At 72.5% G+C, this 21,261-nt stretch carries 18 protein-coding genes and 1 riboswitch; of the genes, 15 read left to right on the top strand and 3 right to left on the bottom strand.

Going from position 1 to position 21,261, the window contains the following annotated elements; all coding sequences use genetic code 11:
• The 5 genes from JCO01S_RS15960 to JCO01S_RS13205 all read left to right on the top strand — a co-directional run.
• A partial coding sequence (locus JCO01S_RS15960; RefSeq protein WP_218002275.1) for a hypothetical protein occupies positions 1–220 on the top strand: 220 nt, incomplete at its 5' end.
• Between the two features lie 120 nt (positions 221–340).
• A complete protein-coding gene (locus JCO01S_RS13190; protein ID WP_157074627.1) occupies positions 341–1,393 on the top strand; it encodes a DUF4192 domain-containing protein in 1,053 nt (350 codons plus the stop codon).
• 60 nt (positions 1,394–1,453) lie between these two features.
• Positions 1,454–1,565: riboswitch (SAM riboswitch) on the top strand.
• A 13-nt stretch (positions 1,566–1,578) separates the two neighbouring features.
• Positions 1,579–2,709 (top strand): homoserine O-acetyltransferase MetX, encoded by a 1,131-nt coding sequence (gene metX, locus JCO01S_RS13195; RefSeq protein WP_068256593.1) that lies wholly within the window; start codon positions 1,579–1,581, stop codon positions 2,707–2,709.
• A 118-nt stretch (positions 2,710–2,827) separates the two neighbouring features.
• On the top strand, positions 2,828–3,226 hold the full coding sequence (locus JCO01S_RS13200) for a universal stress protein (RefSeq protein WP_068256596.1): 399 nt from the start codon (positions 2,828–2,830) through the stop codon (positions 3,224–3,226).
• Between the two features lie 164 nt (positions 3,227–3,390).
• A complete protein-coding gene (locus JCO01S_RS13205; protein ID WP_439645703.1) occupies positions 3,391–4,980 on the top strand; it encodes an RNA polymerase sigma factor in 1,590 nt (529 codons plus the stop codon).
• A gap of 7 nt (positions 4,981–4,987) precedes the next feature.
• Here the strand turns inward: JCO01S_RS13205 and JCO01S_RS13210 are convergent, their stop codons facing one another.
• From JCO01S_RS13210 to JCO01S_RS13220, 3 genes are read right to left on the bottom strand one after another with little or no spacing between them, the layout of a single operon-like run.
• Positions 4,988–7,279: a transglutaminase TgpA family protein gene (locus tag JCO01S_RS13210; RefSeq protein ID WP_068256600.1), complete on the bottom strand. Its 2,292-nt coding sequence runs from the start codon at positions 7,277–7,279 to the stop codon at positions 4,988–4,990.
• The gene (locus JCO01S_RS13215) at positions 7,276–8,493 is read right to left on the bottom strand and encodes a DUF58 domain-containing protein (RefSeq protein ID WP_068256603.1); all 1,218 of its coding nucleotides are present in this window, start codon (positions 8,491–8,493) and stop codon (positions 7,276–7,278) included. Before JCO01S_RS13215 ends, JCO01S_RS13210 begins: the two co-directional genes overlap by 4 nt.
• A gap of 6 nt (positions 8,494–8,499) precedes the next feature.
• Positions 8,500–9,489 (bottom strand): AAA family ATPase, encoded by a 990-nt coding sequence (locus tag JCO01S_RS13220; protein WP_439645702.1) that lies wholly within the window; start codon positions 9,487–9,489, stop codon positions 8,500–8,502.
• A 257-nt stretch (positions 9,490–9,746) separates the two neighbouring features.
• On the opposite strand from JCO01S_RS13220, the gene mraZ reads away from it, so the two are divergent.
• The 10 genes from mraZ to JCO01S_RS13270 all read left to right on the top strand — a co-directional run.
• Positions 9,747–10,178: a division/cell wall cluster transcriptional repressor MraZ gene (gene mraZ, locus JCO01S_RS13225; RefSeq protein ID WP_068256606.1), complete on the top strand. Its 432-nt coding sequence runs from the start codon at positions 9,747–9,749 to the stop codon at positions 10,176–10,178.
• A gap of 183 nt (positions 10,179–10,361) precedes the next feature.
• Positions 10,362–11,354: a 16S rRNA (cytosine(1402)-N(4))-methyltransferase RsmH gene (gene rsmH / locus JCO01S_RS13230; RefSeq protein WP_068256609.1), complete on the top strand. Its 993-nt coding sequence runs from the start codon at positions 10,362–10,364 to the stop codon at positions 11,352–11,354.
• On the top strand, positions 11,351–11,929 hold the full coding sequence (ftsL, locus tag JCO01S_RS13235; RefSeq protein ID WP_157074628.1) for a cell division protein FtsL: 579 nt from the start codon (positions 11,351–11,353) through the stop codon (positions 11,927–11,929). The genes rsmH and ftsL overlap by 4 nt, the downstream gene beginning before the upstream one ends.
• 43 nt (positions 11,930–11,972) lie before the next feature.
• Positions 11,973–13,865 carry a peptidoglycan D,D-transpeptidase FtsI family protein gene (locus JCO01S_RS13240; protein WP_245634444.1) on the top strand — a complete coding sequence of 631 codons (1,893 nt, stop codon included), beginning with the start codon at positions 11,973–11,975 and terminating at the stop codon, positions 13,863–13,865.
• 11 nt (positions 13,866–13,876) lie between these two features.
• Complete coding sequence (locus JCO01S_RS13245; protein WP_068256620.1) at positions 13,877–15,427, top strand: UDP-N-acetylmuramoyl-L-alanyl-D-glutamate--2,6-diaminopimelate ligase; 1,551 nt, start codon at positions 13,877–13,879, stop codon at positions 15,425–15,427.
• Positions 15,424–16,821 carry a UDP-N-acetylmuramoyl-tripeptide--D-alanyl-D-alanine ligase gene (locus JCO01S_RS13250; protein WP_068256623.1) on the top strand — a complete coding sequence of 466 codons (1,398 nt, stop codon included), beginning with the start codon at positions 15,424–15,426 and terminating at the stop codon, positions 16,819–16,821. Before JCO01S_RS13245 ends, JCO01S_RS13250 begins: the two co-directional genes overlap by 4 nt.
• The gene (gene mraY / locus JCO01S_RS13255; RefSeq protein ID WP_068256627.1) at positions 16,818–17,900 is read left to right on the top strand and encodes a phospho-N-acetylmuramoyl-pentapeptide-transferase; all 1,083 of its coding nucleotides are present in this window, start codon (positions 16,818–16,820) and stop codon (positions 17,898–17,900) included. Before JCO01S_RS13250 ends, mraY begins: the two co-directional genes overlap by 4 nt.
• A complete protein-coding gene (gene murD / locus JCO01S_RS13260; RefSeq protein WP_245634445.1) occupies positions 17,897–19,387 on the top strand; it encodes a UDP-N-acetylmuramoyl-L-alanine--D-glutamate ligase in 1,491 nt (496 codons plus the stop codon). Before mraY ends, murD begins: the two co-directional genes overlap by 4 nt.
• Positions 19,384–20,664: a putative lipid II flippase FtsW gene (gene ftsW, locus JCO01S_RS13265; protein ID WP_157074629.1), complete on the top strand. Its 1,281-nt coding sequence runs from the start codon at positions 19,384–19,386 to the stop codon at positions 20,662–20,664. The genes murD and ftsW overlap by 4 nt, the downstream gene beginning before the upstream one ends.
• Positions 20,661–21,261 (top strand): UDP-N-acetylglucosamine--N-acetylmuramyl-(pentapeptide) pyrophosphoryl-undecaprenol N-acetylglucosamine transferase (locus JCO01S_RS13270; protein WP_157074630.1); only part of this gene is annotated, 601 nt, incomplete at its 3' end. The genes ftsW and JCO01S_RS13270, both read left to right, overlap by 4 nt.

Raw genomic sequence — 21,261 nt, forward strand, 5'->3', positions numbered from 1 at the left:
CGCCCTGACCGACGACGGCCCGCCGCAGCTGCTCGTCTTCCCCGACGACGCCACCTTCGTGCTCAAGGAGGGCAAGCCTTCGGCCACCGTCGGTGGTTCCCGGACCGCGGTCGGCGAGCAGCTGACGGCCGAGACCACCGAGGTCCCCGTCTCCGAGGTGACGGGCATCCCGCAGCGCTGCAGCCACGGCCCCAGCGACACCGTGCTCGTCGTCGGCTGAGGCCGCCGAAGGTGACGCTCCTCGAGCAGTAGTCCACATCGGCACCCGAGCGGGCAGTGGCTTCCACAGGCCGGCGAAGGGGGGGTCCGCGCGGCTCGAGGTTTCGGCAGCGTCGTGGTCATGCCAACCACAGTCCGCGCCAGCTCACCCGCCGACCTCGCCGTCCTCCTGCCGTACCAGCTCGGTTACCACCCGGGGCCCTCCCTCGTGGTCGTCGTCGTGCACGACAGACGCCTCGGGCTGATGCAGCGGCACGACCTGCCACCGGAGGGCCCGATGTGCGAGGCGAGGGCCCGGCACGCGCTGGACGTGGCGAAGCGGGAGCGACCCACCGGACTGCTCCTCCTCGCCTACGAGGACGAGCCGGGGGAGTCCGAGCCGCTGCGCCGGGCCGTGGTCGAGGCGGCGGCCTCGAGGGCCGTCCCCGTGGGGCAGCAGGTCCTCGTGCGGGGTCGGCGGTGGTGGTCGGTCGAGCGGGGCAGGCCGCGCCCGAAGATCGGGCTGCCGCTGCCCGCGCCGGAGGACGTGCCCGGGGTGGCCGCCTTCGTCGGGGCGGGGGTCGCCCCCTTCGCGAGCCGTGAGGCGCTCGTCGCGGGGATCCTTCCGCCGCGGGACGAGGCGCGGGCGGCCCGTGTGGCGCGCCGCCTGGAGCAGGAGGAAGCCGGACGTGCGGCCAGCCGGCACTGGCAGCGCCTGCTCGACCCCGGCCCCGAGGCCGTGCCGGTGGTCGAGCTCTCCGATGCCGACCTCGCCCGGATCCTCGCCTCCCTCGCCGACGTCGCCCTGCGCGACGCGCTGATGGCGGCGCTCGCACCCGGCACCATGCCGCTGACCTCGCTCCCGGGGCCGGCCCGCGAGGACGCGCTCGTCGCCGCCGCCCGGTGCCCGTGGACCGGGATCGAGGACGTCGAGGAGATGACGGAGTCCGGCCGCGAGGGGCTGCTGACGGTGCGGAGCCGGCTCGTCGAGGTCACGAGGCTGGTCCCGGAAGCCGGCACGCCCGACCTGCTGGCCCTGATCGCCCACCTGGCGTGGTTCGCCGGGGACGGGACGGTGACGGGGGTCTGCCTCGAGCAGGCGCTCGCCGTCGACCCCGGGCACCGGCTCTCGCAGCTGATGCTCAGGCTGCTGGGCGCAGGGGTGCGTCCCTGGTCCGTGCCCGGCGCAGCATGAGTGTCCGAGCCACGGACACCGGTTCGATCGGATGGGGGCGGCGGGCTAGCATGTGGGGCAGGTCATGAGTTCCAGCACGAGGCCCCGGCTGGCTGGACGGCAACCCTCCTCGCGACGGGGTGCCCCGGGTGATGACCGGGCCGTGTCCAGCTCGTCACGGCAAGGCGAGACCGGGAGTTACGAGGATGAGCATCATCTGCACCACCCCCACCACCTCGGGCCTGTGGCGCGAGGGCGATCACCCGGGGGGCCGGCACTTCGTCGAGGTCGGTGACCTGACCCTCGAGTCCGGCGAGCAGCTGCCCGACGTCGTGATGTCCTACGAGTCGTGGGGCACCCTGAACGCCGCCCGCGACAACGCGATCCTCATCGAGCACGCCCTCACCGGTGACAGCCACGTCGTCGGCCCCGCGGGCCTCGGGCACCCGAGCGCCGGCTGGTGGCCGGGCGTCATCGGCTCGGGGGCCCCGCTGGACACCGACGAGCACTGCGTCATCGCGATCAACGTCCTCGGCGGCTGCCAGGGCAGCACCGGCCCCGGTTCCCGTGCGGCCGACGGCCGGCCGTGGGGCAGCCGCTTCCCGCGGATCACCATCCGCGACCAGGTGCTCGCCGAGACGGCGGTCGCCGACGCCCTGGGCATCGAGCGCTGGCACGCCGTCGTCGGGGGCTCGATGGGAGGCATGCGCACCCTCGAGTGGGCGGCCTCCCACCCCGACCGCGTGGGTACCGCCGTGGCCCTGGCCACCGGCGGCCAGGCCACGGCGGAGCAGATCGCGTGGGGGCACACCCAGATCCTGGCCATCGAGGCCGACCCCTGGTTCGCCGACGGCGACTACTACGACCAGCCGCAGGGGCCCGACGCCGGTCTGGCCCTGGCGCGGCGGATCGCGCACGTGACCTACCGCAGCGAGCCCGAGCTGCACACCCGCTTCGAGCGCGGGATCCAGGACGAGGCGCCCGGCGTCCGGGGCCGACCGCGGTACGCCGTGGAGAGCTACCTGGACCACCACGGGGGCAAGCTCGCTGGTCGCTTCGACGCCAACTCCTACATCGCGCTCACGGAGGCGATGAGCTCCCACGACATCGGCCGCGGGCGCGGGGGAGTGGCCGCCGCGCTGGCCCCCTTCGCCGGTCACCTCGTGCTGGCCCCGGTCGACTCCGACCGGCTCTACCCGCCGCGGCTCTCCCACGAGCTCGCCGAGGCCCGTCCGGAGGCCGAGCTGACGACGATCTCGAGCATCGTCGGGCACGACGGCTTCCTCACCGAGACCGATCAGGTCGGTTCGCTGCTGCGCCGCGTGCTGCAGCGCTGAAACCCGCCGCCGACACCGGCCCGGCATCGCACAGCACGGGCTCGCCCGGTGTAGCGTCAGTCACAAACGCGGACCCGTCCGGCGGGTGCGCAGTCGAGATCATTTGCGAGGAGCAACGATGACCATCGTCGTGGGATACGTGGCCACCAAGGAGGGCGAGGCCGCCCTCGAGCGGGCCCTGCAGGAGTGCGCCCAGCGTGGCAGCCGACTCGTCGTCATCCACTCCGACCGGGGCGGCAGCCAGCTCTCCGGCGACGCCGCCCGCCAGGGCGAGGAGCGGCTGCAGCAGGTCAAGGCCCGGCTGGACGCCGCCGGAGTCGAGGGCGAGGTCCGGGGACTCGTCCGTGGGCAGGAGCCGGCCGAGGACCTGCTCGAGGTCGCCGAGGAGACGGACGCGGACATGATCGTCATCGGTCTGCGCCGCCGCACCCCCGTCGGCAAGCTGATCCTCGGCTCGAACGCCCAGCGCGTCCTGCTCGACGCACACTGCGCGGTGCTGGCGGTCAAGGCCGCCTGAGGGGGCCGTGATCACCCTGGTGCAGGTACCGGGACGGTCTTCGATTTATAATGGTGACGAGCCCAGCACGCGATGGTCAGGGCGAGTCGGAGATCTCTGGGTGACGCCACCACCAGCGACCCTCCGGCGGAATTCTCCGTGACGAAAGGTTGTTGGTGACTGCTGTGACCCCACGGGCCGCTGGCGCGACGGGATCTCTGCCCAAGGAGTTCTCCCACCCGGCACTGCAGGAGCTGGTGCGCAAGGGCCACACCGCTGGTGGGGTCACCGGTGAGCAGGTGCAGGCGGCGTTCAGCGAGGCGAAGGTGAGTCCCAGCCGGGGCAAGGCCGTGCTGCGGGCGCTCGACGACCAAGGAATCGAGGTTCAGGTGCCAGAGTCCACGGCGGCGAAGAAGTCGACCAAGAAGACCGCGACGAAGAAGACCGCGACCAAGAAGACCGCGCCCGCGCAGGCGGAGAGCGGGAAGAAGGCGACCGCGTCCAAGAAGACGACGGCGAAGAAGGCCACGAAGAAGGCTGCCACGAAGCAGACCACCGCGAAGAAGGCCACCACGAAGAAGGCCACCACGAAGAAGGCGGCGCCGAAGGCAGCCGCCGAGGCCGCCGCGGCCCCCACCGTGAAGAAGGCCTCGGCGAAGAAGGTCGCGGCCAAGCGCAGCGCCGCCCGCAAGGCGGCCGCCCAGAACCCGACGACCACGACGGCCGAGGAGGCTCCCGACGACGAGGACGTCGAGAAGGAGTCCGCGACCAAGAAGAGCAAGGTCGAGGAGGCCGAGACCGGCGGCTTCGTCATCTCCCAGGACGACGACGAGGACGCGCCCGCGCAGCAGGTCGTGACCGCCGGGGCCACCGCCGACCCGGTCAAGGACTACCTGAAGCAGATCGGCAAGGTCGCGCTGCTCAACGCCGCGGAGGAGGTCGAGCTCGCCAAGCGCATCGAGGCAGGGCTCTTCGCCGAGGAGAAGCTGGCCTCGGACGAGAAGTTCGACATGAAGTTCAAGCGCGAGCTGTGGTGGATCGCCGAGGACGGCAAGAACGCCAAGAACCACCTGCTCGAGGCCAACCTGCGACTCGTGGTCTCCCTCGCCAAGCGCTACACCGGCCGCGGCATGCTCTTCCTGGACCTCATCCAGGAGGGCAACCTCGGTCTCATCCGCGCCGTCGAGAAGTTCGACTACACCAAGGGCTACAAGTTCTCCACGTACGCCACCTGGTGGATCCGGCAAGCGATCACCCGCGCGATGGCCGACCAGGCCCGCACCATCCGCATCCCGGTGCACATGGTCGAGGTCATCAACAAGCTGGCCCGCGTGCAGCGCCAGATGCTCCAGGACCTGGGCCGCGAGCCCACCCCGGAGGAGCTGGCCAAGGAGCTGGACATGACGCCCGAGAAGGTCGTCGAGGTCCAGAAGTACGGTCGTGAGCCGATCTCGCTGCACACCCCGCTGGGTGAGGACGGCGACTCCGAGTTCGGTGACCTCATCGAGGACTCCGAGGCCGTCGTGCCCTCCGACGCGGTCAGCTTCACGCTGCTGCAGGAGCAGCTGCACAGCGTCCTGGACACCCTCAGCGAGCGCGAGGCCGGCGTGGTCTCGATGCGCTTCGGCCTCGCCGACGGGCAGCCGAAGACCCTCGACGAGATCGGCAAGGTCTACGGCGTCACCCGCGAGCGGATCCGCCAGATAGAGTCCAAGACGATGAGCAAGCTGCGCCACCCCAGCCGCTCGCAGGTGCTGCGCGACTACCTGGACTGAGTCGTCCTCAGCGCTCCCGACGAAGGGGGCGTGCCAGCCGCCGACCGATCGCGCGCCAGGCGTGCACGCCGGCGCTCGGCCACAACCACGCACGCACCCGGACACCGCGCATCCGGGAGCCGCGTACCTCGTCGATGACCGACTCGACCTCGCCGGCGATGTCCGGCAGCTCCCTGCCGGGAGGCGCGTAGCGGGCCGACTCCAGCGTCGCGACGACGTGGTCCAGCTGCTGTCCCGAGGCCTCGGTCAGGTGGGCGCGGCGTCGTAGCCAGGTGCCGGTCTGCCTCGGGGTCGCACCGACGGGCGGCACCATGCCCAGGTCACCCACGCGGGTGATGAGGTCCTGCCACTCCGCCTCGACGCGGGCCCCTTCGTCCGCCGCCCGCCGGGCCGCGCGCCGACGGGCCAGCAGGGCGCTCACCGGCATCAGGCCCAGGGCGAGGACCGCCACGACCAGCCCGAGCAGCCACCACACCCAGGTGCCCACGCCCCGGTCCTGCGTCGGTGCCGCCTGCGGGCTGTCCAGCTGCGGGTCCCGGGACTGGCTCGGCGTCGGCGTGGGCTCGCTCGTGGTCGTGCTCGTGTCCGTCGGCTCGGCGGCGGGGTCGCCCCCTTCGGTGGCGATGGAGTAGGCCGGGACGCTCGCGGCGCGGGCGCCGGGGGTCGGCTCGAAGCGCACCCACCCGATGCCCTCGAAGTACAGCTCCGGCCAGGTGTGGGCGTCGCTCGCCCGCACGCTCCACGTGTCGCCCTCGTCGGTTCCGGGGAGGAAACCGACGGCGGTGCGCGCGGGGATGCCGTCGGCCCGCGCGAGCAGCGTCATCGTCGCCGCGTACTGCTGGCAGTAGCCGACCTTGGTGTCCAGGAAGGAGAGGATCGGGTCGTCCGGGCCACCCGGGGGCTCCGGGAGCTCGAGGCTGTAGCCGAAGTCGGGTCCGCGCAGGTACTCCTGGAAGGCGCGGGCCGCGGCGAGCGGGCCCCGGTCCTCCGGCGCGAGCCGGCGGGCGAGCGAGCGGATCCGTGACTCCGAGCCAGGGTCGAGACGCAGGTAGCGCTCGTCGCGGGCGTCGGGGTCCACCGGTCGGCTCGGGTCGCCGCCCTCGAAGTGGTTCGCGGTCAGGTCCAGCTCGACCGAGGAGGTGGAGTACGTCGACGGGGAGCGCTCCACCCGTGCGGTCCCGTCGGCCCCGGTCGACCACGGCACGTCGCCGGTGTCGACGGACTTCGTGCGTGCGGGGATGGCCAGCTGCGGGGCGGTCACCCGGTTGCGGGTCACCTCCATGGTGCGCTCGTCGCGGGGGATCGCCTGCGAGACGTTCGTGAGCGGGTTGCCGGGGCTGAAGCCGGACTGCGGCTGCGGGCTGGTGGAGCGGATCCGGCCGAAGCCGTCGGTGAAGTCGGTGACCACGGCCACCCGGAGCGGGTCCGGCTCGGGGTCGTTGGTCTTGTACTCCAGCACCGGGTCGTCGTCGGGGGAGCGCAGCGACCGGCGCAGGTCCAGCTCGGTGGACAGCCGGATCCCGTCCCCGGTCCCGACGCCGTCGCCGTCCCCACGACCGAGGCCGTCGAGGACGTAGCGCGTGGGCAGGTGGGGCAGGGCCATCGGCACGAGCAGGGCGAGCGCCAGGCCGACCACCGCCAGCCGGGCCGCCTGCCAGCCGTGGGCGCGCGAGGCCCGGCCCTCCCCGTCGCCTTCCGCGAGGATCGGGATCACGCCGGCCCAGGAGCGCAGCTCCAGCCCCGACTGGCGGGCGACCATGAGCAGCCAGAGCGCGGCGCCGCCGACGAACCAGCCCCACGGGAGCTCGCCGCCGGTGTTCGCGGCCGAGACGAGGAAGAGGGACAGCAGCGGCAGTCCGGCGATGGTCGGCGCGGCGGCCGTGGCCGCGGCGAGGTCCACCGCGATCGCGACGACCATGATCATGAGGACGAGCGCGACGGCGATGCCGGGGGTGGTGGGCGCCGGCGCGGCGTAGGTCGTGACCGTCTCGTAGGCCTGGCGCATGTCCGAGGCGAAGGTGGTGACCGTCGCCGGGGTCGGGAGGAGGGCGTAGGCGGTGGTCTCCTCGTACTCCGTGAGCAGCAGGTACCAGCCACCGAGGAGGCCCTGGGCGGCGATGATGACCACGGGGTTGTCCGCGAGCGATCGGGCGACCATGCCGGCGACGGCCACGACGGCGACGCCGGCCGTGGCCGCGGCGAGCCACTCCGACTGCTGGAAGAGCCGGGTGAGCGGCATCGCCACGACGACCGTGGCGATGGCCCCGAGGACGCCGGCGGCGATGCGGGCGGGCCTCATCGCGCCGCCGTGCTCGGGTCGAGGGTGAGGTCGGCCCAGGTCCGCTGCAGCGCCGCCCCCGGGTGCACGACGACGGCGGACCAGCCGTGCTCGCGCAGCCGCCGGGCGGTCGCCTCCGCGGGCCCGTCGTGGGCGGTGCCCGAGGTGAAGCCGCCCCGGTCCAGGACCATCGCCAGGCCGTGGGAGGCGCTCGCGGTGCACAGGTCGGCGACCTCGTCGTCGAGGGCCCCGAGCAGCGTGATGACGAGGCCACCGCCGTGGCTGCGGAACTCCTCGAGGGCCTCGACCATCCCGCGCGGGGTGGTGCTCGCGGCGGGCTGGACGGCGGCGAGGACGTCGAGGGCGTGATCGGCGTCCTCCACGGTGGCCAGCACCCCGGAGACCTCCGAGGCGAGGCTGAGGTGGACCTCGAAGTGGTCCGCCAGCAGCCGGATGATCACCGACGCGGCCGCGGTGACCGCCCACTCGAAGGAGCCGCCGCTACCCGCCCCGGCGTGCGAGCCGCGCCGGTCGTCGAGCAGGACGAGGGCCCGGCGCCGGGAGGGCTGCTCGTCCTGGCGGACCATCGTCTGGCCGGTGCGGGCGGTGCTGGGCCAGTGGACCCGGCGCAGGTCGTCACCGTGGCGGAACTCGCGCACACCGACGTCGTCCTCACCGTGCAGCGCGACCCGGGAGCTCGTCGAGGTCTGCCCGCCGCCGCTGGCCCGGGCGCCGCGCACCCCCGACAGGGGAAGCACGCGGGGGAGGACGACGAGGGTGCTCTCGCCGGGGAGGCTCACCGACCGGCTGGCCAGACCGAAGGAGTCGGTGAGGCGCAGCGACAGCGGGCCGATGCGGTGGTGCCCGCGCAGGTGTGAACGCAGCCGGTAGGTCAGGCTGCGGGTGCGGCCCCCTTCGAGCGGGGGGATGAGCAGGTGCGGACGGTCGCCGAGGGCGTAGGCCAGCTCCTCCTCGGCCCGCAGCAGCGGGGTCGGGCGGCGCCCGGGGTTGTGGACCGCGACGGTGACCTCGCAGTGCTGGTCGACCGCCACCCGCTGCGGGAGCACCCGGCGCTGCGCCCGCACGGACACCTCACGCCGGGTGAGCAGCACCGCCAGGAGCGGCAGGACGACGAGCAGGGCACCCACCCTCGTCAGGTCGTGCAGGCCGAGCACCATCCCCACGAGGGCGGTGACCACGCCCGCACCGAGGAGGGCACGACCCCGGATGGTCATCGCCGGTCACCGGGGCGCGGGCACGCGCGTGCGCTCGAGGATCTCGCCGACGACCTGGGTGGGGGTGCGGCGGGAGAGCTGGGCCTCGCTGCCCAGGAGCAGCCGGTGGCCGAGGACCACCGCGGCCAGCGCCTGGACGTCGTCGGGGAGCACGTGGTCCCGGCCGGCCAGCGCGGCCCGGGCACGGGCGGCCCGCAGCAGGTGCAGGGTCGCGCGCGGTGAGGCACCGAGCCGGATCGCCGAGCTGTGGCGGGTGGCCGTCGCGATGTCGACGACGTACTGCCGCACCGCGCTCGAGGCGTGCACCGAGCGGACCACCCGGATCATCTCCGCGACCGTCCCGCCGTCGGTGACCGGCTCGATGTCATCCAGCGGGGAGGCGGCGCCGTGGTGGTCCAGCATCTCCATCTCCGCCGGGCCCGTCGGGTACCCGACGGAGAGGCGGGCCATGAAGCGGTCCCGCTGGGCCTCCGGGAGGGGGTAGGTGCCCTCCATCTCCACGGGGTTCTGGGTCGCCATGATGATGAAGGGGTGGGGCAGGGGGTGGGTCTGCCCGTCGACCGTGACCTGCTGCTCCTCCATGCACTCCAGGAGGGCCGACTGGGCCTTCGGCGAGGCCCGGTTGATCTCGTCGCCGACGACGACGTTGGCGAAGATCGCACCGGGGCGGAACTCGAAGTGGTGCTCCTCCTGGTTGTAGATGCTCACGCCGGTGATGTCGCTGGGCAGCAGGTCCGGCGTGAACTGGATGCGTCGTTCCGACGCGGCGATGCTGCGCGCGAGGGTCTTGGCGAGCATCGTCTTGCCGACTCCCGGCACGTCCTCGATGAGCAGGTGCCCCTCTGCGAAGAGAACCGTGATCGCGGTCTCGACCACGTCCGGCTTGCCCATGATCGTGGCATTCATCGTCGCGGCGAGCGCTTCTCCGACGGCCCCCACGTCCTCGAGGGTCGCGCCGGACCCCTCCCGCACGGTCTCCCGACTGCCGAGCGTCACCTTGTCTCCGATCCCCGGGCGGCCACCGCCTGCCCTTCTCGCTGTCGCGTGCTCCGAGCCTATGCGTCGGGGCCCCCATTCCGGAGCGGGTTTCCCCTCCACTTCGCCCCACGCCCGGATTCTCAGGGAAAACTCAGCACAAAAGTGCCCACGAGACGGGCTTCGGGGGTGCTTTGGGGGAGTAGGTGGAGTAAAGTGGGGGAAGTCGGGACAACCAGGAGCCGATCGGGTCGAGACGAAGGGGAGGTGGTGCCGCGGTGTTCCTCGGTACGCACACCCCCCGCCTGGACGAGAAGGGCCGGCTCTTCCTGCCCGCCAAGTTCCGGGAGAAGCTCGCCGGCGGACTCGTCATGACCCGGGGCCAGGAGCGCTGCCTCTACGTCTTCCCCATGGACGAGTTCGAGAAGATCACCACCCGCTTCCAGGAGGCCCCCACCTCCTCCAAGGCGGCCCGGGACTACATGCGCGTCTTCCTCTCCGGCGCCAGCGACGAGATCCCCGACAAGCAGGGCCGGGTCACCGTGCCCGCCGCCCTGCGCGACTACGCGGGCCTGGACCGCGACTGCACCGTCATCGGCGCCGGCTCCCGGGTGGAGGTCTGGGACAGCGCCGCGTGGGCGGAGTACCTGGCCAGCACCGAGCAGGCCTTCGCCGACCAGTCCGAGGAGGTGATCCCCGGACTCATGTGACGGCTGCTGCCGTCCGGCCTCCAGCCGTGGCGGACGCCGACGCGACTTCCCCCGCGCCGGACCCGTCCCGGATGGGGACCAGGTGGCAGCAACCGCCGCACGTCCCGGAGATCACCACGACGCTCCACTCCCGTCCCACCACCCGTGCCAGTACCGACCGCCCAGCCGCCGAAGGGGGGCCCCGTGGACCAGACCGACGCCGCCGCCAGGCACGTGCCGGTCATGCTCGAGGAGGTCCTGGAGCTGCTCGGCCCCGCCCTCGCCCCACGCGAGGGGGTGCCCGCCGTCCACGTCGACGGGACCCTCGGCATGGCCGGGCACGCGGAGGCGGTGCTGCGCGCCGACGAGACGGTCCGGCTGGTCGGCATCGACCGCGACCCCCACGCGCTCGCGCTCGCGGAGCGGAGGCTGGCCCCCTTCGCCGACCGGGTGCAGCTGGTCCACGCCGTCAACGACGAGATCGGCGAGGTCCTGGACGACCTCGGCATCGAGACCGTCACCTCGGCCTTCTTCGACCTCGGGGTCTCCTCGCTGCAGCTCGACGAGACCGAGCGGGGCTTCGCCTATGCCCACGACGCGCCGCTGGACATGCGGATGGACCCGAGCACGGGCACGACCGCTGCCGAGGTGCTCAACGGCTACGACGTCCGGGAGCTGACCCGGGTGCTCTCCGAGTACGGCGAGGAGCGATTCGCCCGGCGGATCGCCACGGCGATCGTCCGGGAGCGGGAGAGCGCCCCCTTCGAGCGCTCCGGTCGCCTCGTGGAGCTGCTGTACGCGACCATCCCCGCAGCCGCCCGGCGCACCGGGGGGCATCCCGCCAAGCGCACCTTCCAGGGGCTGCGCATCGAGGTCAACGAGGAGCTGGTCGGCTGGCGCCGCGCGCTGCCGCTCGCCCTGGACCGGCTGGCCGTCGGCGGGCGCATCGGGGTGCTCTCCTTCCACTCCCTCGAGGACCGCATCACCAAGCGCGTCCTGGCCGAGGGCGCGACGTCCACCGCACCGGTCGACCTGCCGGTCGAGCCGCCCGAGCACGCCCCCGAGCTGCGGCTGCTGACCCGGGGCGCGATGACCCCCGGCACGGCCGAGCTGGAGGCCAATCCACGATCCGCGTCGGTCCGGCTGCGCGCCGCCGAAAGAATCCGCCCAACCCGTGCTAAGAAAGGCCCACGATGAGCCAGATGTCCGTGGCGACGACCGTCGCAAGGCGCGCCCCCAAGGGCGCCTCCCGCACCGCCTTGCACGTGGTGCGCTCCAGCGACCGCGCCGGCTCCGCCTGGTTCCCGGTGCTGTGCGTGTCCCTGCTGCTCGCGGGTCTGGCGATCGTGCTGGCGCTCAACACGATGATGGCCCACGACTCCTTCCAGGTCGGCAAGCTCGAGGACCGCTCGGCGGCGCTCTCCGACCGCCAGGCCGCGCTCACCGAGAAGGTCAACGCCCGCTCCTCACCGCAGAACCTCGCCGAGTCCGCCGCCGACCTCGGCATGGTGCCGAGCACGAGCGCCGCCTTCATCGACGTCGACGAGGGCAAGGTCCTCGGCGTGGCGGAGGTGGCGCAGGCCGACGACCGAATTAACGTTGATGCGGGCTCGACGACCACCACCGAGCACTCGGCGACCGGCCCGAACGGTGAGAAGGACGAGTCCAAGAAGGCGAACAAGGACGAGAAGTCGAACAAGGACAAGGCGGAGAAGGGCAAGGCGGAGAAGGACGCCAAGCCCGACAAGGCGAAGCCCGAGACGAAGAACTGACCAGGACGAGCGCACCGACGAGGGACGAGGAGAAGGACCGCCCGTGACCCAGCGCCGACCCGACCCGCGTCGCGGGCAGCGCAGGCCCTCGCCGCGGCGCCGCCCGGCGGCCGTCGGGGCGCCCACCGCGAGTCCCCGCTCCCGGATGCGGGCGCTGATGATCGGCACGCTCATCGTGCTCAGCCTCTTCGCCGCGCAGCTGCTGCGCATCCAGGGCTTCGACTCGGACGCCGTGGCCTCCGCTGCCCTGGCGCAGCGCACGAGCACCGAGGTCATCCCCGCCGAGCGGGGCACGATCCTCGACGACGACGGGGTCGTGCTCGCCCAGAGCCACGAGCGCCGCACCATCGTCGTGGACCAGCAGGCCGTCAAGACCTACGAGAAGGAGGTCCACGGCGAGCCGAAGAAGGTGGGTGCGAAGGGGGCCGCCAGGGACGTCGCGAAGCTGCTGGACGACGTGGACCGCAAGGAGCTCGTCAAGAAGATGACGGGCAACAGCCGCTACCAGGTCCTCGTCAAGGACGTCTCGCCGCTCACCTGGCGCAAGATCTCCGACCTGGGTGTCCCCGGGCTCTACTCCGAGCGGACCACCAAGCGCACCTACCCCCAGTCCACGACCGTCGCCTCCCTCGTCGGCTTCGTCCAGCCGCAGGACCAGAGCGCCGGTGCCGGGCTGGAGCTGCAGTTCGACGACATTCTCAAGGGCGAGCCGGGCAAGGCCACCTACGAGATATCGCAGAACGGCAGCCGACTGCCCAACGCATCCGACGAGGTGCAGCCGGCGGAGCCCGGCCGGGACATCAAGCTCACCCTCGACAACGACGTCCAGTGGTACGCCCAGAACGCGCTGGCGGAGCAGGTCAAGAAGACCAAGGCGCTCTCCGGGACGGTCGTCGTGCAGCGCGTCGACACCGGTGAGCTCGTCGCGCTCGCCTCCTACCCCACCTTCGACCCGAACAAGCTCGAGAAGAGCGACGGGGTCTACGCCAACCTCGCCTTCAGCGACGTCTTCGAGCCGGGCTCGACCGCGAAGGTGCTCACCGTGGCCGCCGCCCTGCAGGAGGGCACGATCGAGCCGGACACGCCGATGATCCTCCCGGGCCAGATGGAGCGCGGCAACCGCATCCTCAAGGACTCCCACCCCCACCCGGACGAGTACCGCACGGTGGCCGGGGCGCTGGCCGAGTCGAGCAACACCGGCATGATGCTCATCGGCGAGACGATGAAGCCCAAGACGCTCGAGGAGTACATGCGCAAGTTCGGTCTGGGCTCGCGCAGCGGCTCCGGCTTCCCCGGTGAGTCCGCGGGACTGCTGCCGCCGGCGGAGTCGTGGAACGGCTCGCAGCGCTACACCGTCACCTACGGGCAGGGCGTCTCGACGACGGCGGTGCAGGTGACCAACGTCTTCCAGGCCATCGCCAACGACGGGGTGCGGATCGCCCCTTCGTTCGTGGACCAGGTGAGCGACGGCGAGGGCGGCTGGAAGGACGGGCCCGAGCCCGAGACCACCCGCGCGGTCTCCCCGAAGGCCGCCCACCAGCTCGCCCGGATGATGGAGGGCGTCGTCTCCGAGAACGGCACCGCACCCAAGGCCCAGATCGAGGGCTACCGGGTGGCGGGCAAGACGGGGACCGCCGACCGGTACGACCCCGAGGTCGGTGGCTACTCCGGCAAGACGGCGAGCTTCATCGGCTTCGCCCCGGCGGACGACCCCGAGCTCGTGACCTCGGTGATCCTGCAGCGGCCGATCAAGGGGTACTACGGCGGTGACGTCGCCGCCCCCGTCTTCAAGGACGTCATGACCTACGCGCTCAAGGCCGAGGAGGTCCCGCCGACCCCGAAGGACCAGACGCGGCCGAAGGTCAAGACCGACCTGCCGAAGAAGCCGGCCCCGGACACCCCGGGCCTGCTCAGCGACACCAAGGGCGAAGGGTAGGCTGCTCCCTCGTGTCGTTCCCGCGCCCAGAGCATGTCGCACCGCTCACCCTGACCGCCGTCGAGGCACTCCTGCACGGCCCCGCGCAGGTCGTGCAGGGCGACCCCACCACGGGCGTGACCGGCGTCTCCCTCGACACCAAGACCGTCCGCCCCGGTGACCTGTGGGCCGCCCTGCCGGGCGCGCGCGTGCACGGCGCGGACTTCGTGGGCCGCGCCGAGGAGGCCGGGGCCGCTGCCGTGCTCACCGACGAGGACGGGGCCCGCCGGATCGCGGCAGCAGGGAGCCCGCTGCCGGTGGTGCGGTGCACCGAGCCGCGGGCCCAGCTCGGCCTCGTCGCCGCGACCCTCTACGAGAGCCGGGAACGGATGCCGAAGATGTTCGGCGTCACCGGCACCAACGGCAAGACGACCGTCGCCTACCTCATGGTCTCCGCGCTCGAGGCGCTGCAGCACACGACCGGGCTCATCGGCACCATCGAGACCCGGCTCGGGCCGGAGCGGATCCGCTCGGTGCGCACGACCCCGGAGTCGACCGATCTGCACGCGCTCCTCGCGACGATGGGGGGGCGGCGCGTCGACGACTGCGTCATGGAGGTCTCCAGCCACGCCCTCGTGCTCCACCGGGTCGACGAGGTGATCTTCGACTTCGCGCTCTTCACCAACCTCAGCCAGGACCACCTGGACTTCCACGGCACGATGGAGGACTACTTCCTCGCCAAGGCGAGCCTCTTCACCCCCGAGCGCTCCCGCCGCGGCATCGTGTGCATCGACGACGACTGGGGGCTGCGCCTCGCGAGCGAGGCGCAGGTGCCGGTCACGACCGTCACCTCCCGGCTGGACGTCGAGGCGGACTGGTACATCGGCGGCGACCCCCGCGAGCCGGACCTGGTGCTCACCTCGGCCGAACACGAGCTGCACCTGAGCTCGCTGCTGCCGGGGGACTTCAACCGCGTCAACACCGCGATGGCCGCCGTCACGCTCATCGAGGCGGGGCTGCGCCCGCGCGACGTCGCCAGCGCCGTGCTCACCCGACCCGACGTCCCCGGTCGGATGGAGCTCGTGCTGCCCTCGGACCCCTACCGCGAGGACCTCGAGGAGCTGCCGACCGCCCTCGTCGACTTCGCCCACACCCCGGACGCCGTCGCCGCCGCCCTGGCCGCGCTGCGCCCGCAGACGCAGGGCCTGCTCATCGCGGTGCTCGGGGCCGGCGGGAGCCGCGACCCCGGCAAGCGACCCGGCATGGGCGCCTCCGCGGCCGCCCACGCCGACGTCGTCATCGTCACCGACGACAACCCCCGCGAGGAGGACCCGGCCGACATCCGCGCCGCCGTCGCCGAGGGGATCTGGCCCCGCTCCAGGGCCCGGGTCGAGAACGTCGCCGGCCGCGTCAGCGCCATCCACCGCGCCGTCGAGATCGCCCGCGAGTCCGGCCCCGGCGCGACCGTCGCGCTGCTCGGCAAGGGCCACGAGCAGGGCCAGGAGATCGCCGGCGAGGTCCACGACTTCGACGACCGCGAGGTGCTGCGCCGGGCCCTTGACGACAGCGGGGCCACCCCGTGACCCCCATGACCCTGGCCGCGGTCGCCGACGTGACCGGCGGCCGTCTGCACGGCGCCACCCCCGAGCAGGCCGCCGACATCCTCATCGACGCCGACGTCGTGACCGACTCCCGGGAGGCCCGCCCGGGCAGCCTCTACGTCGCCCGGATCGGTGAGCAGGCAGACGGGCACGACTTCGTGCCCGGCGCTGCCAGGGCCGGGGCGGTCGCAGCCCTCACGACCCGCGAGGTCGAGGGCCTGCCGTGCGTGGTCGTCCCGGACGAGCAGGCCGGCTTCGTGGCCATCGCCCGCCACGTCATCGACTCCAGCCCGCAGCTGACCGTCATCGGCATCACCGGCTCCTCCGGCAAGACGAGCACCAAGGACCTCCTCGGCGCGGTGCTCGCCACGGCGGGGGAGACGGTCTCGCCGATCGGCTCGTACAACTCCGAGGTCGGTGTGCCGCTGACCGTCTGCCGGGTCACCCCGCAGACCCGGCACCTCGTCGTCGAGATGGGCGCCCGCGGCATCGGGCACATCGAGTACCTCACGAGGATCGCCCCGCCGGACATCGGCATCGTGCTCAACGTCGGGCACGCCCACGTCGGCGAGTTCGGCTCGCTCGAGGCCGTGGCCCGGGCGAAGGGGGAGCTGCCCGCCTCCCTGCCCGCCGCCGGCGTCGCCGTCCTCAACGCCGACGACCACCGCGTGGCCGCGATGAGCGAGGTCACCGACGCGAAGGTCCTCCTCGTCGGGGAGGGCGAGGGAGCCACCGTCCGGGCCACCGAGGTCGTCATCGACGACGGCGGACGGCCGCGTTTCACGCTGCAGGCCCCCTTCGGCAGCGCCCGGGTGGAGCTGGGGCTCGTCGGACGACACCACGTGGGCAACGCGCTGGCGGTCTTCGCCGCGGCGCACGCCGCCGGGATGGCGCCCGAGGAGATCGTGGCCGGCCTCGCCGCGGCAGGGCCGGTGAGCCGTTGGCGGATGGAGGTCACGACCCGCCCCGACGGGGTGGTCGTGGTCAACGACGCCTACAACGCCAACCCCGACTCCGCCTCCGCCGCGCTGCGCAGCGTCGCCGGGATGTCGGCCAGGGGCCGCCGGTGGGCGGTGCTCGGTGGGATGCTCGAGCTCGGTGGGGACTCCGACGCCCTCCACGAGCAGGTGGGCCGTGAGGCCGGCGAGCTCGGCATGGACGAGGTCCTCGTCGTCGGCGACGTCGCCGCGCCGGTGGCTCCCGGCGCGCGCGCCGGCGGGGCCGGTCGGGTGCGCACGGTGCCCGACGCGGCTGCGGCCGAGGCGCTGCTCGTCGAAGAACTTGCCCCCGGTGACGTCGTGTTGTTCAAGTCCAGCAGGGACTCGGGGCTACGGTGGCTCGGAGACCGCATCGTGGAGAGGGGGAGTGCCTCGTGAAGTCCGTCATCATGGCGACCATCGTCTCGCTCGTGGTCTCCCTGCTCGGCACCCCGATGTTCATCCGCTACCTCGTCAAGCAGGGCTACGGGCAGTTCATCCGCGACGACGGGCCGACGAGCCACCACACCAAGCGGGGCACCCCCACGATGGGCGGGGCGGTGATCATCCTCGCCACCGTGCTGGCCTACTTCCTCGCCCACCTCGGGGCGTGGACCTCGCCGACGGTGAGCGGCCTGCTCGTCCTCTTCCTCATGGTCGGGCTCGGCGCCGTCGGCTTCGCCGACGACTTCATCAAGATCAGCAAGCAGCGCAGCCTCGGCCTGCGCTCCTGGCAGAAGCTCGTGCTGCAGACCCTCGTCGGCGTCGTCTTCTCGGTGCTGGCGCTGCAGTTCGCCAACTCGCACGGCACCACACCCGCGTCCACCGCGATCTCCTTCGTCCGCGACACCCCGCTGGACCTGGCCTTCGCCGGACCGATCATCGGGATGATCCTCTTCATCCTGTGGGCCAACCTCATGGTCGCCGGCACCTCCAACGGGGTGAACCTCACCGACGGCCTCGACGGGCTCGCCACCGGGTCCTCGGTCATGGTCTTCGCCGCCTACGTCCTCATCGCCATCTGGCAGTTCAACCAGGTCTGCGGGGGCAGCGGCGCCCCCGGCTGCTACGAGGTGCGCGACCCGCTCGACCTGGCCGTGGTGGCCGCCGCCGGCACCGGCGCCTGCTTCGGGTTCCTGTGGTGGAACGCCGCACCGGCGAAGATCTTCATGGGTGACACCGGCTCGCTCGCCCTCGGCGGGGCCCTTGCCGGGCTGGCGCTGCTCACCCGCACCGAGCTGCTCATCGTCATCCTCGGCGGCCTCTTCGTGACGATCACGATGTCGGTCATCATCCAGGTCGTCTCCTTCAAGTCGACGGGCAAGCGGGTCTTCCGGATGGCGCCGCTGCAGCACCACTTCGAGCTGCTCGGGTGGCAGGAGGTCACGATCGTCATCCGCTTCTGGATCATCGCGGGGCTCTTCGTCGCGGGCGGTCTGGCGGTCTTCTACGCGGAGTGGGTCGTGGGGACCCGGTGAGCGCGCGCGCCACCCGACTGTCCACGCTGACCCACCGTGACGCCGACTGGGCGGGTCTGCGCGTCGTCGTCACCGGGCTGGGCGTCTCCGGCTTCGCCGCGGCCGACGCCCTGCTCGAGCACGGCGCGCAGGTCCACGTGGTCGACGCCACGACCCCGGAGCCGGAGAGCCTGCTGGCCCAGCGGGCCCAGATCCTCGAGGTGCTCGGTGCCCGCCTGCTCCTCGGCGACGGCGTGGCCGGCTCGCTGCCGGTGCCGGCCGAGGAGATCGACCTCGTGGTCACGTCACCCGGCTGGCCGCCGCACCAGCCGCTGCTCGCCGAGGCGGCCGCCGCCGGCATCCCGATCTGGGGCGACGTCGAGCTCGCCTGGCGGATGCGGCCCACCGAGGGCGCCGCGCCGTGGCTCCTCGTCACCGGCACGAACGGCAAGACGACCACCGTGCAGATGCTCGCCTCGATGCTGCGCGCGGCCGGTCTGCGCGCCGCCAGCGCCGGCAACGTCGGCACCCCCGTCATCGAGCTCGTCCAGGACCCCGAGCCCTATGACGTCATCGCCGTCGAGCTGAGCAGCTTCCAGCTGCACTGGAGCCACTCGTTGGCGCCCCGGGCCGCGGCCTGCCTGAACATCGCGCCGGACCACGTCGACTGGCACGGCTCCCTGGCGGAGTACACCCGGGCCAAGGGCAAGGTCTACGAGCGCACCGAGATCGCCTGCGTCTACAACGAGGCCGACCCGGTCACCCGGCGGCTCGTCGAGGAGGCCGACGTCACCGAGGGGTGCCGGGCGATCGGCTTCACCCTCGGTGTACCCGACCTGTCGATGTTCGGTCTCGTCGAGGACGTGCTGGCCGACCGGGCCTTCGTGCAGGACCGGGAGCACCAGGCGGCGGAGCTGGCCTCCTTCGCCGACCTCGTGGGCGAGGAGGCCACCCCACCGCCCCACCTCGTCGCCAATGCGCTCGCCGCGGCCGCGCTCGCCCGCGCCCACGGGGTGCCCCCGGTGGCCGTGCGGGAGGGGCTGCGTGCCTGGCAGCCCGAACCCCACCGCATCGCCGAGGTCGCCGCCGACGGCGGCGTCCGCTGGATCGATGACTCCAAGGCGACCAACCCGCACGCCGCCCGCGCCAGCCTCGTCGCGCACGAGCACGTCGTGTGGGTCGCCGGCGGACTGCTCAAGGGCGCCGACGTCGAGGAGCTCGTCGAGACGGCCGCGCCCCGACTGCGCGCGGCCGTGCTCCTCGGCCGGGACAGGGAGCAGATCGCTGCGGCGCTGGCCCGACACGCCCCCGACGTCCCCGTGATCGACGTGGCCACGACGGACACTGGGGCGATGGACCTCGTGGTCCGGCACGCGGCCTCCCAGGCGCAGCCCGGCGACGTGGTGCTGCTGGCTCCGGCGGCCGCGTCCATGGACATGTTCGAGAACTACGGGGCCCGCGGGGACGCATTCGCCTCCGCCGTGGCCCGGTACCTGCAGGAGGAATGAGCGTGAGCAGCAGCGCGACGACCGGACGTGGTTCGGCCACGCGCGGCGTGCGCACCCGGTTCGAGCTGTGGCTGGAACGTTTCGAGTCGCCGACCACGACCTACTACGGACTGCTCGGCATCACCGGGCTGCTCGTCGGCATCGGCCTCGTCATGGTCCTCTCCGCCTCGATGATCGAGTCGCTGAAGGAGAGCAACTCCTCCTTCACGATCTTCCTCAAGCAGGCGCTCTTCGCCGTCATCGGCGCCGTGCTGCTGTGGTGGGCCTCCAGACGCTCGATCGCCTTCTGGAAGCGCGTGGCGATCCCCGCCGTCCTGGGGTCGATCCTGCTGCTCGTGCTCGTCTTCACGCCCCTGGGCTTCGGTTTCCAGGGCAACCGGAACTGGATCGCCCTCGGCCCGGTGACGATCCAGCCGAGCGAGATCGCCAAGATCGGCCTGATCCTCGCCGGCGCGCTCGTGCTGGAGCGCAAGCGGGAGCGACTCGGGTTCATCAGCCACGCGCTCGTGCCCTTCGTCCTCCCGGTCTGCGCGGTCATCATCGGCCTCGTCATGCTCGGCCACGACCTCGGGACGGCGATGGTCATCTGCGCGATCATCGTCGGGATGCTCTTCGCGGCGGGGGTCCCCACCCGCTGGTTCGTCGTCGGCGGCGGGCTGATGGCCGCGGCCGGCTTCGTCGCGGTGAGCAGCGGCAGCAGCCGGATGGAGCGCATCCAGGTCTGGCTCGACCCCTCCGAGTGCACGCCCGGCACCGCGATGTACTACGGCATCTGCCGGCAGCCCATCCACGGGCGCTACGCGCTCGCCGACGGCGGCTGGTTCGGGGTCGGGCTCGGCGCCAGCCGGGAGAAGTGGGGCTGGCTGCCGGAGCCGTACAACGACTTCATCTTCGCGATCATCGGCGAAGAGCTCGGCCTCATCGGGACCTTGACGATCATCGGGCTCTACGTCGCGCTGGCCTTCATCGGCATGCGCATGGTCGCCCGGACCGAGGACTTCTTCGTGCGGCTCGTCACCGCCGGCATCTGCACGTGGGTCCTGGTGCAGGCGATCATCAACATCGGCGCCGTCATCGGCATGCTCCCCGTCATCGGGGTCCCGCTGCCCTTCGTCTCCTCGGGTGGGTCATCGCTCGTCATGGGGATGTTCGCCATCGGGGTGCTGCTGAGCTTCGCACGCCACGAACCGGGCTTCGCCGAGATGATGGCGGCCAAGCCCTCCCGGACGCGCGTCCTGCTCGCCCGGCTCACCGGCAGGAGGAACACCCCCGCATGACTCCCAACCGCCCCTCACGAGTCCTGCTGGCGGGGGGTGGCACGGCGGGCCACGTCTCCCCGCTGCTCGCCCTCGCCGACTGCCTGCGCCGACGCGACCCCAGGGTGGACGTCCTCGTCCTGGGCACCACGGAGGGCCTGGAGGCGCGGATCGTCCCGGAGCGCGGCTACGACTTCGCCACCGTCCCGAAGGTGCCCCTGCCACGGCGCCCCAGCAAGGACCTGCTGCGGCTGCCGGTCAACCTGCGCCGTGCGGTGGCCGCCGCGGAGCGGGCCATCGACCGGGTCGGGGCCGAGGTCGTCGTCGGCTTCGGCGGCTACGTCTCGACCCCCGCCTACCTGGCCGCGCGACGCAAGGGTGTCCCGATCGTCGTCCACGAGCAGAACGCGCGTGCCGGCATCGCCAACAAGGTGGGCGCCCGGCTCAGCTCCCACGTCGCGGTGACCTTCCCCTCGACGAAGCTGACCGGCGGGCGGGTCATCGGCATGCCGCTGCGACGGGAGATCGTCACCCTCGATCGTGCTGCCCGCCGCGAGGAGGCCCGCGTCGGGCTGGGCCTGCGCGAGGACCTGCCGGTCCTCCTCGTCACCGGCGGGG

This window comes from Janibacter corallicola NBRC 107790 (genome assembly GCF_001570965.1).
Classification (GTDB): domain Bacteria; phylum Actinomycetota; class Actinomycetes; order Actinomycetales; family Dermatophilaceae; genus Janibacter; species Janibacter corallicola.

Coding starts and splice junctions, on each gene's coding strand:
- JCO01S_RS13210 (WP_068256600.1), bottom strand. CDS start 7,279: ATGAGGCCCGCCCGCATCGCCGCCGGCGTCCTCGGGGCCATCGCCACG.
- JCO01S_RS13190 (WP_157074627.1), top strand. CDS start 341: ATGCCAACCACAGTCCGCGCCAGCTCACCCGCCGACCTCGCCGTCCTC.
- ftsL (WP_157074628.1), top strand. CDS start 11,351: ATGAGCCAGATGTCCGTGGCGACGACCGTCGCAAGGCGCGCCCCCAAG.
- ftsW (WP_157074629.1), top strand. CDS start 19,384: ATGAGCGTGAGCAGCAGCGCGACGACCGGACGTGGTTCGGCCACGCGC.
- JCO01S_RS13215 (WP_068256603.1), bottom strand. CDS start 8,493: ATGACCATCCGGGGTCGTGCCCTCCTCGGTGCGGGCGTGGTCACCGCC.
- metX (WP_068256593.1), top strand. CDS start 1,579: ATGAGCATCATCTGCACCACCCCCACCACCTCGGGCCTGTGGCGCGAG.
- JCO01S_RS13200 (WP_068256596.1), top strand. CDS start 2,828: ATGACCATCGTCGTGGGATACGTGGCCACCAAGGAGGGCGAGGCCGCC.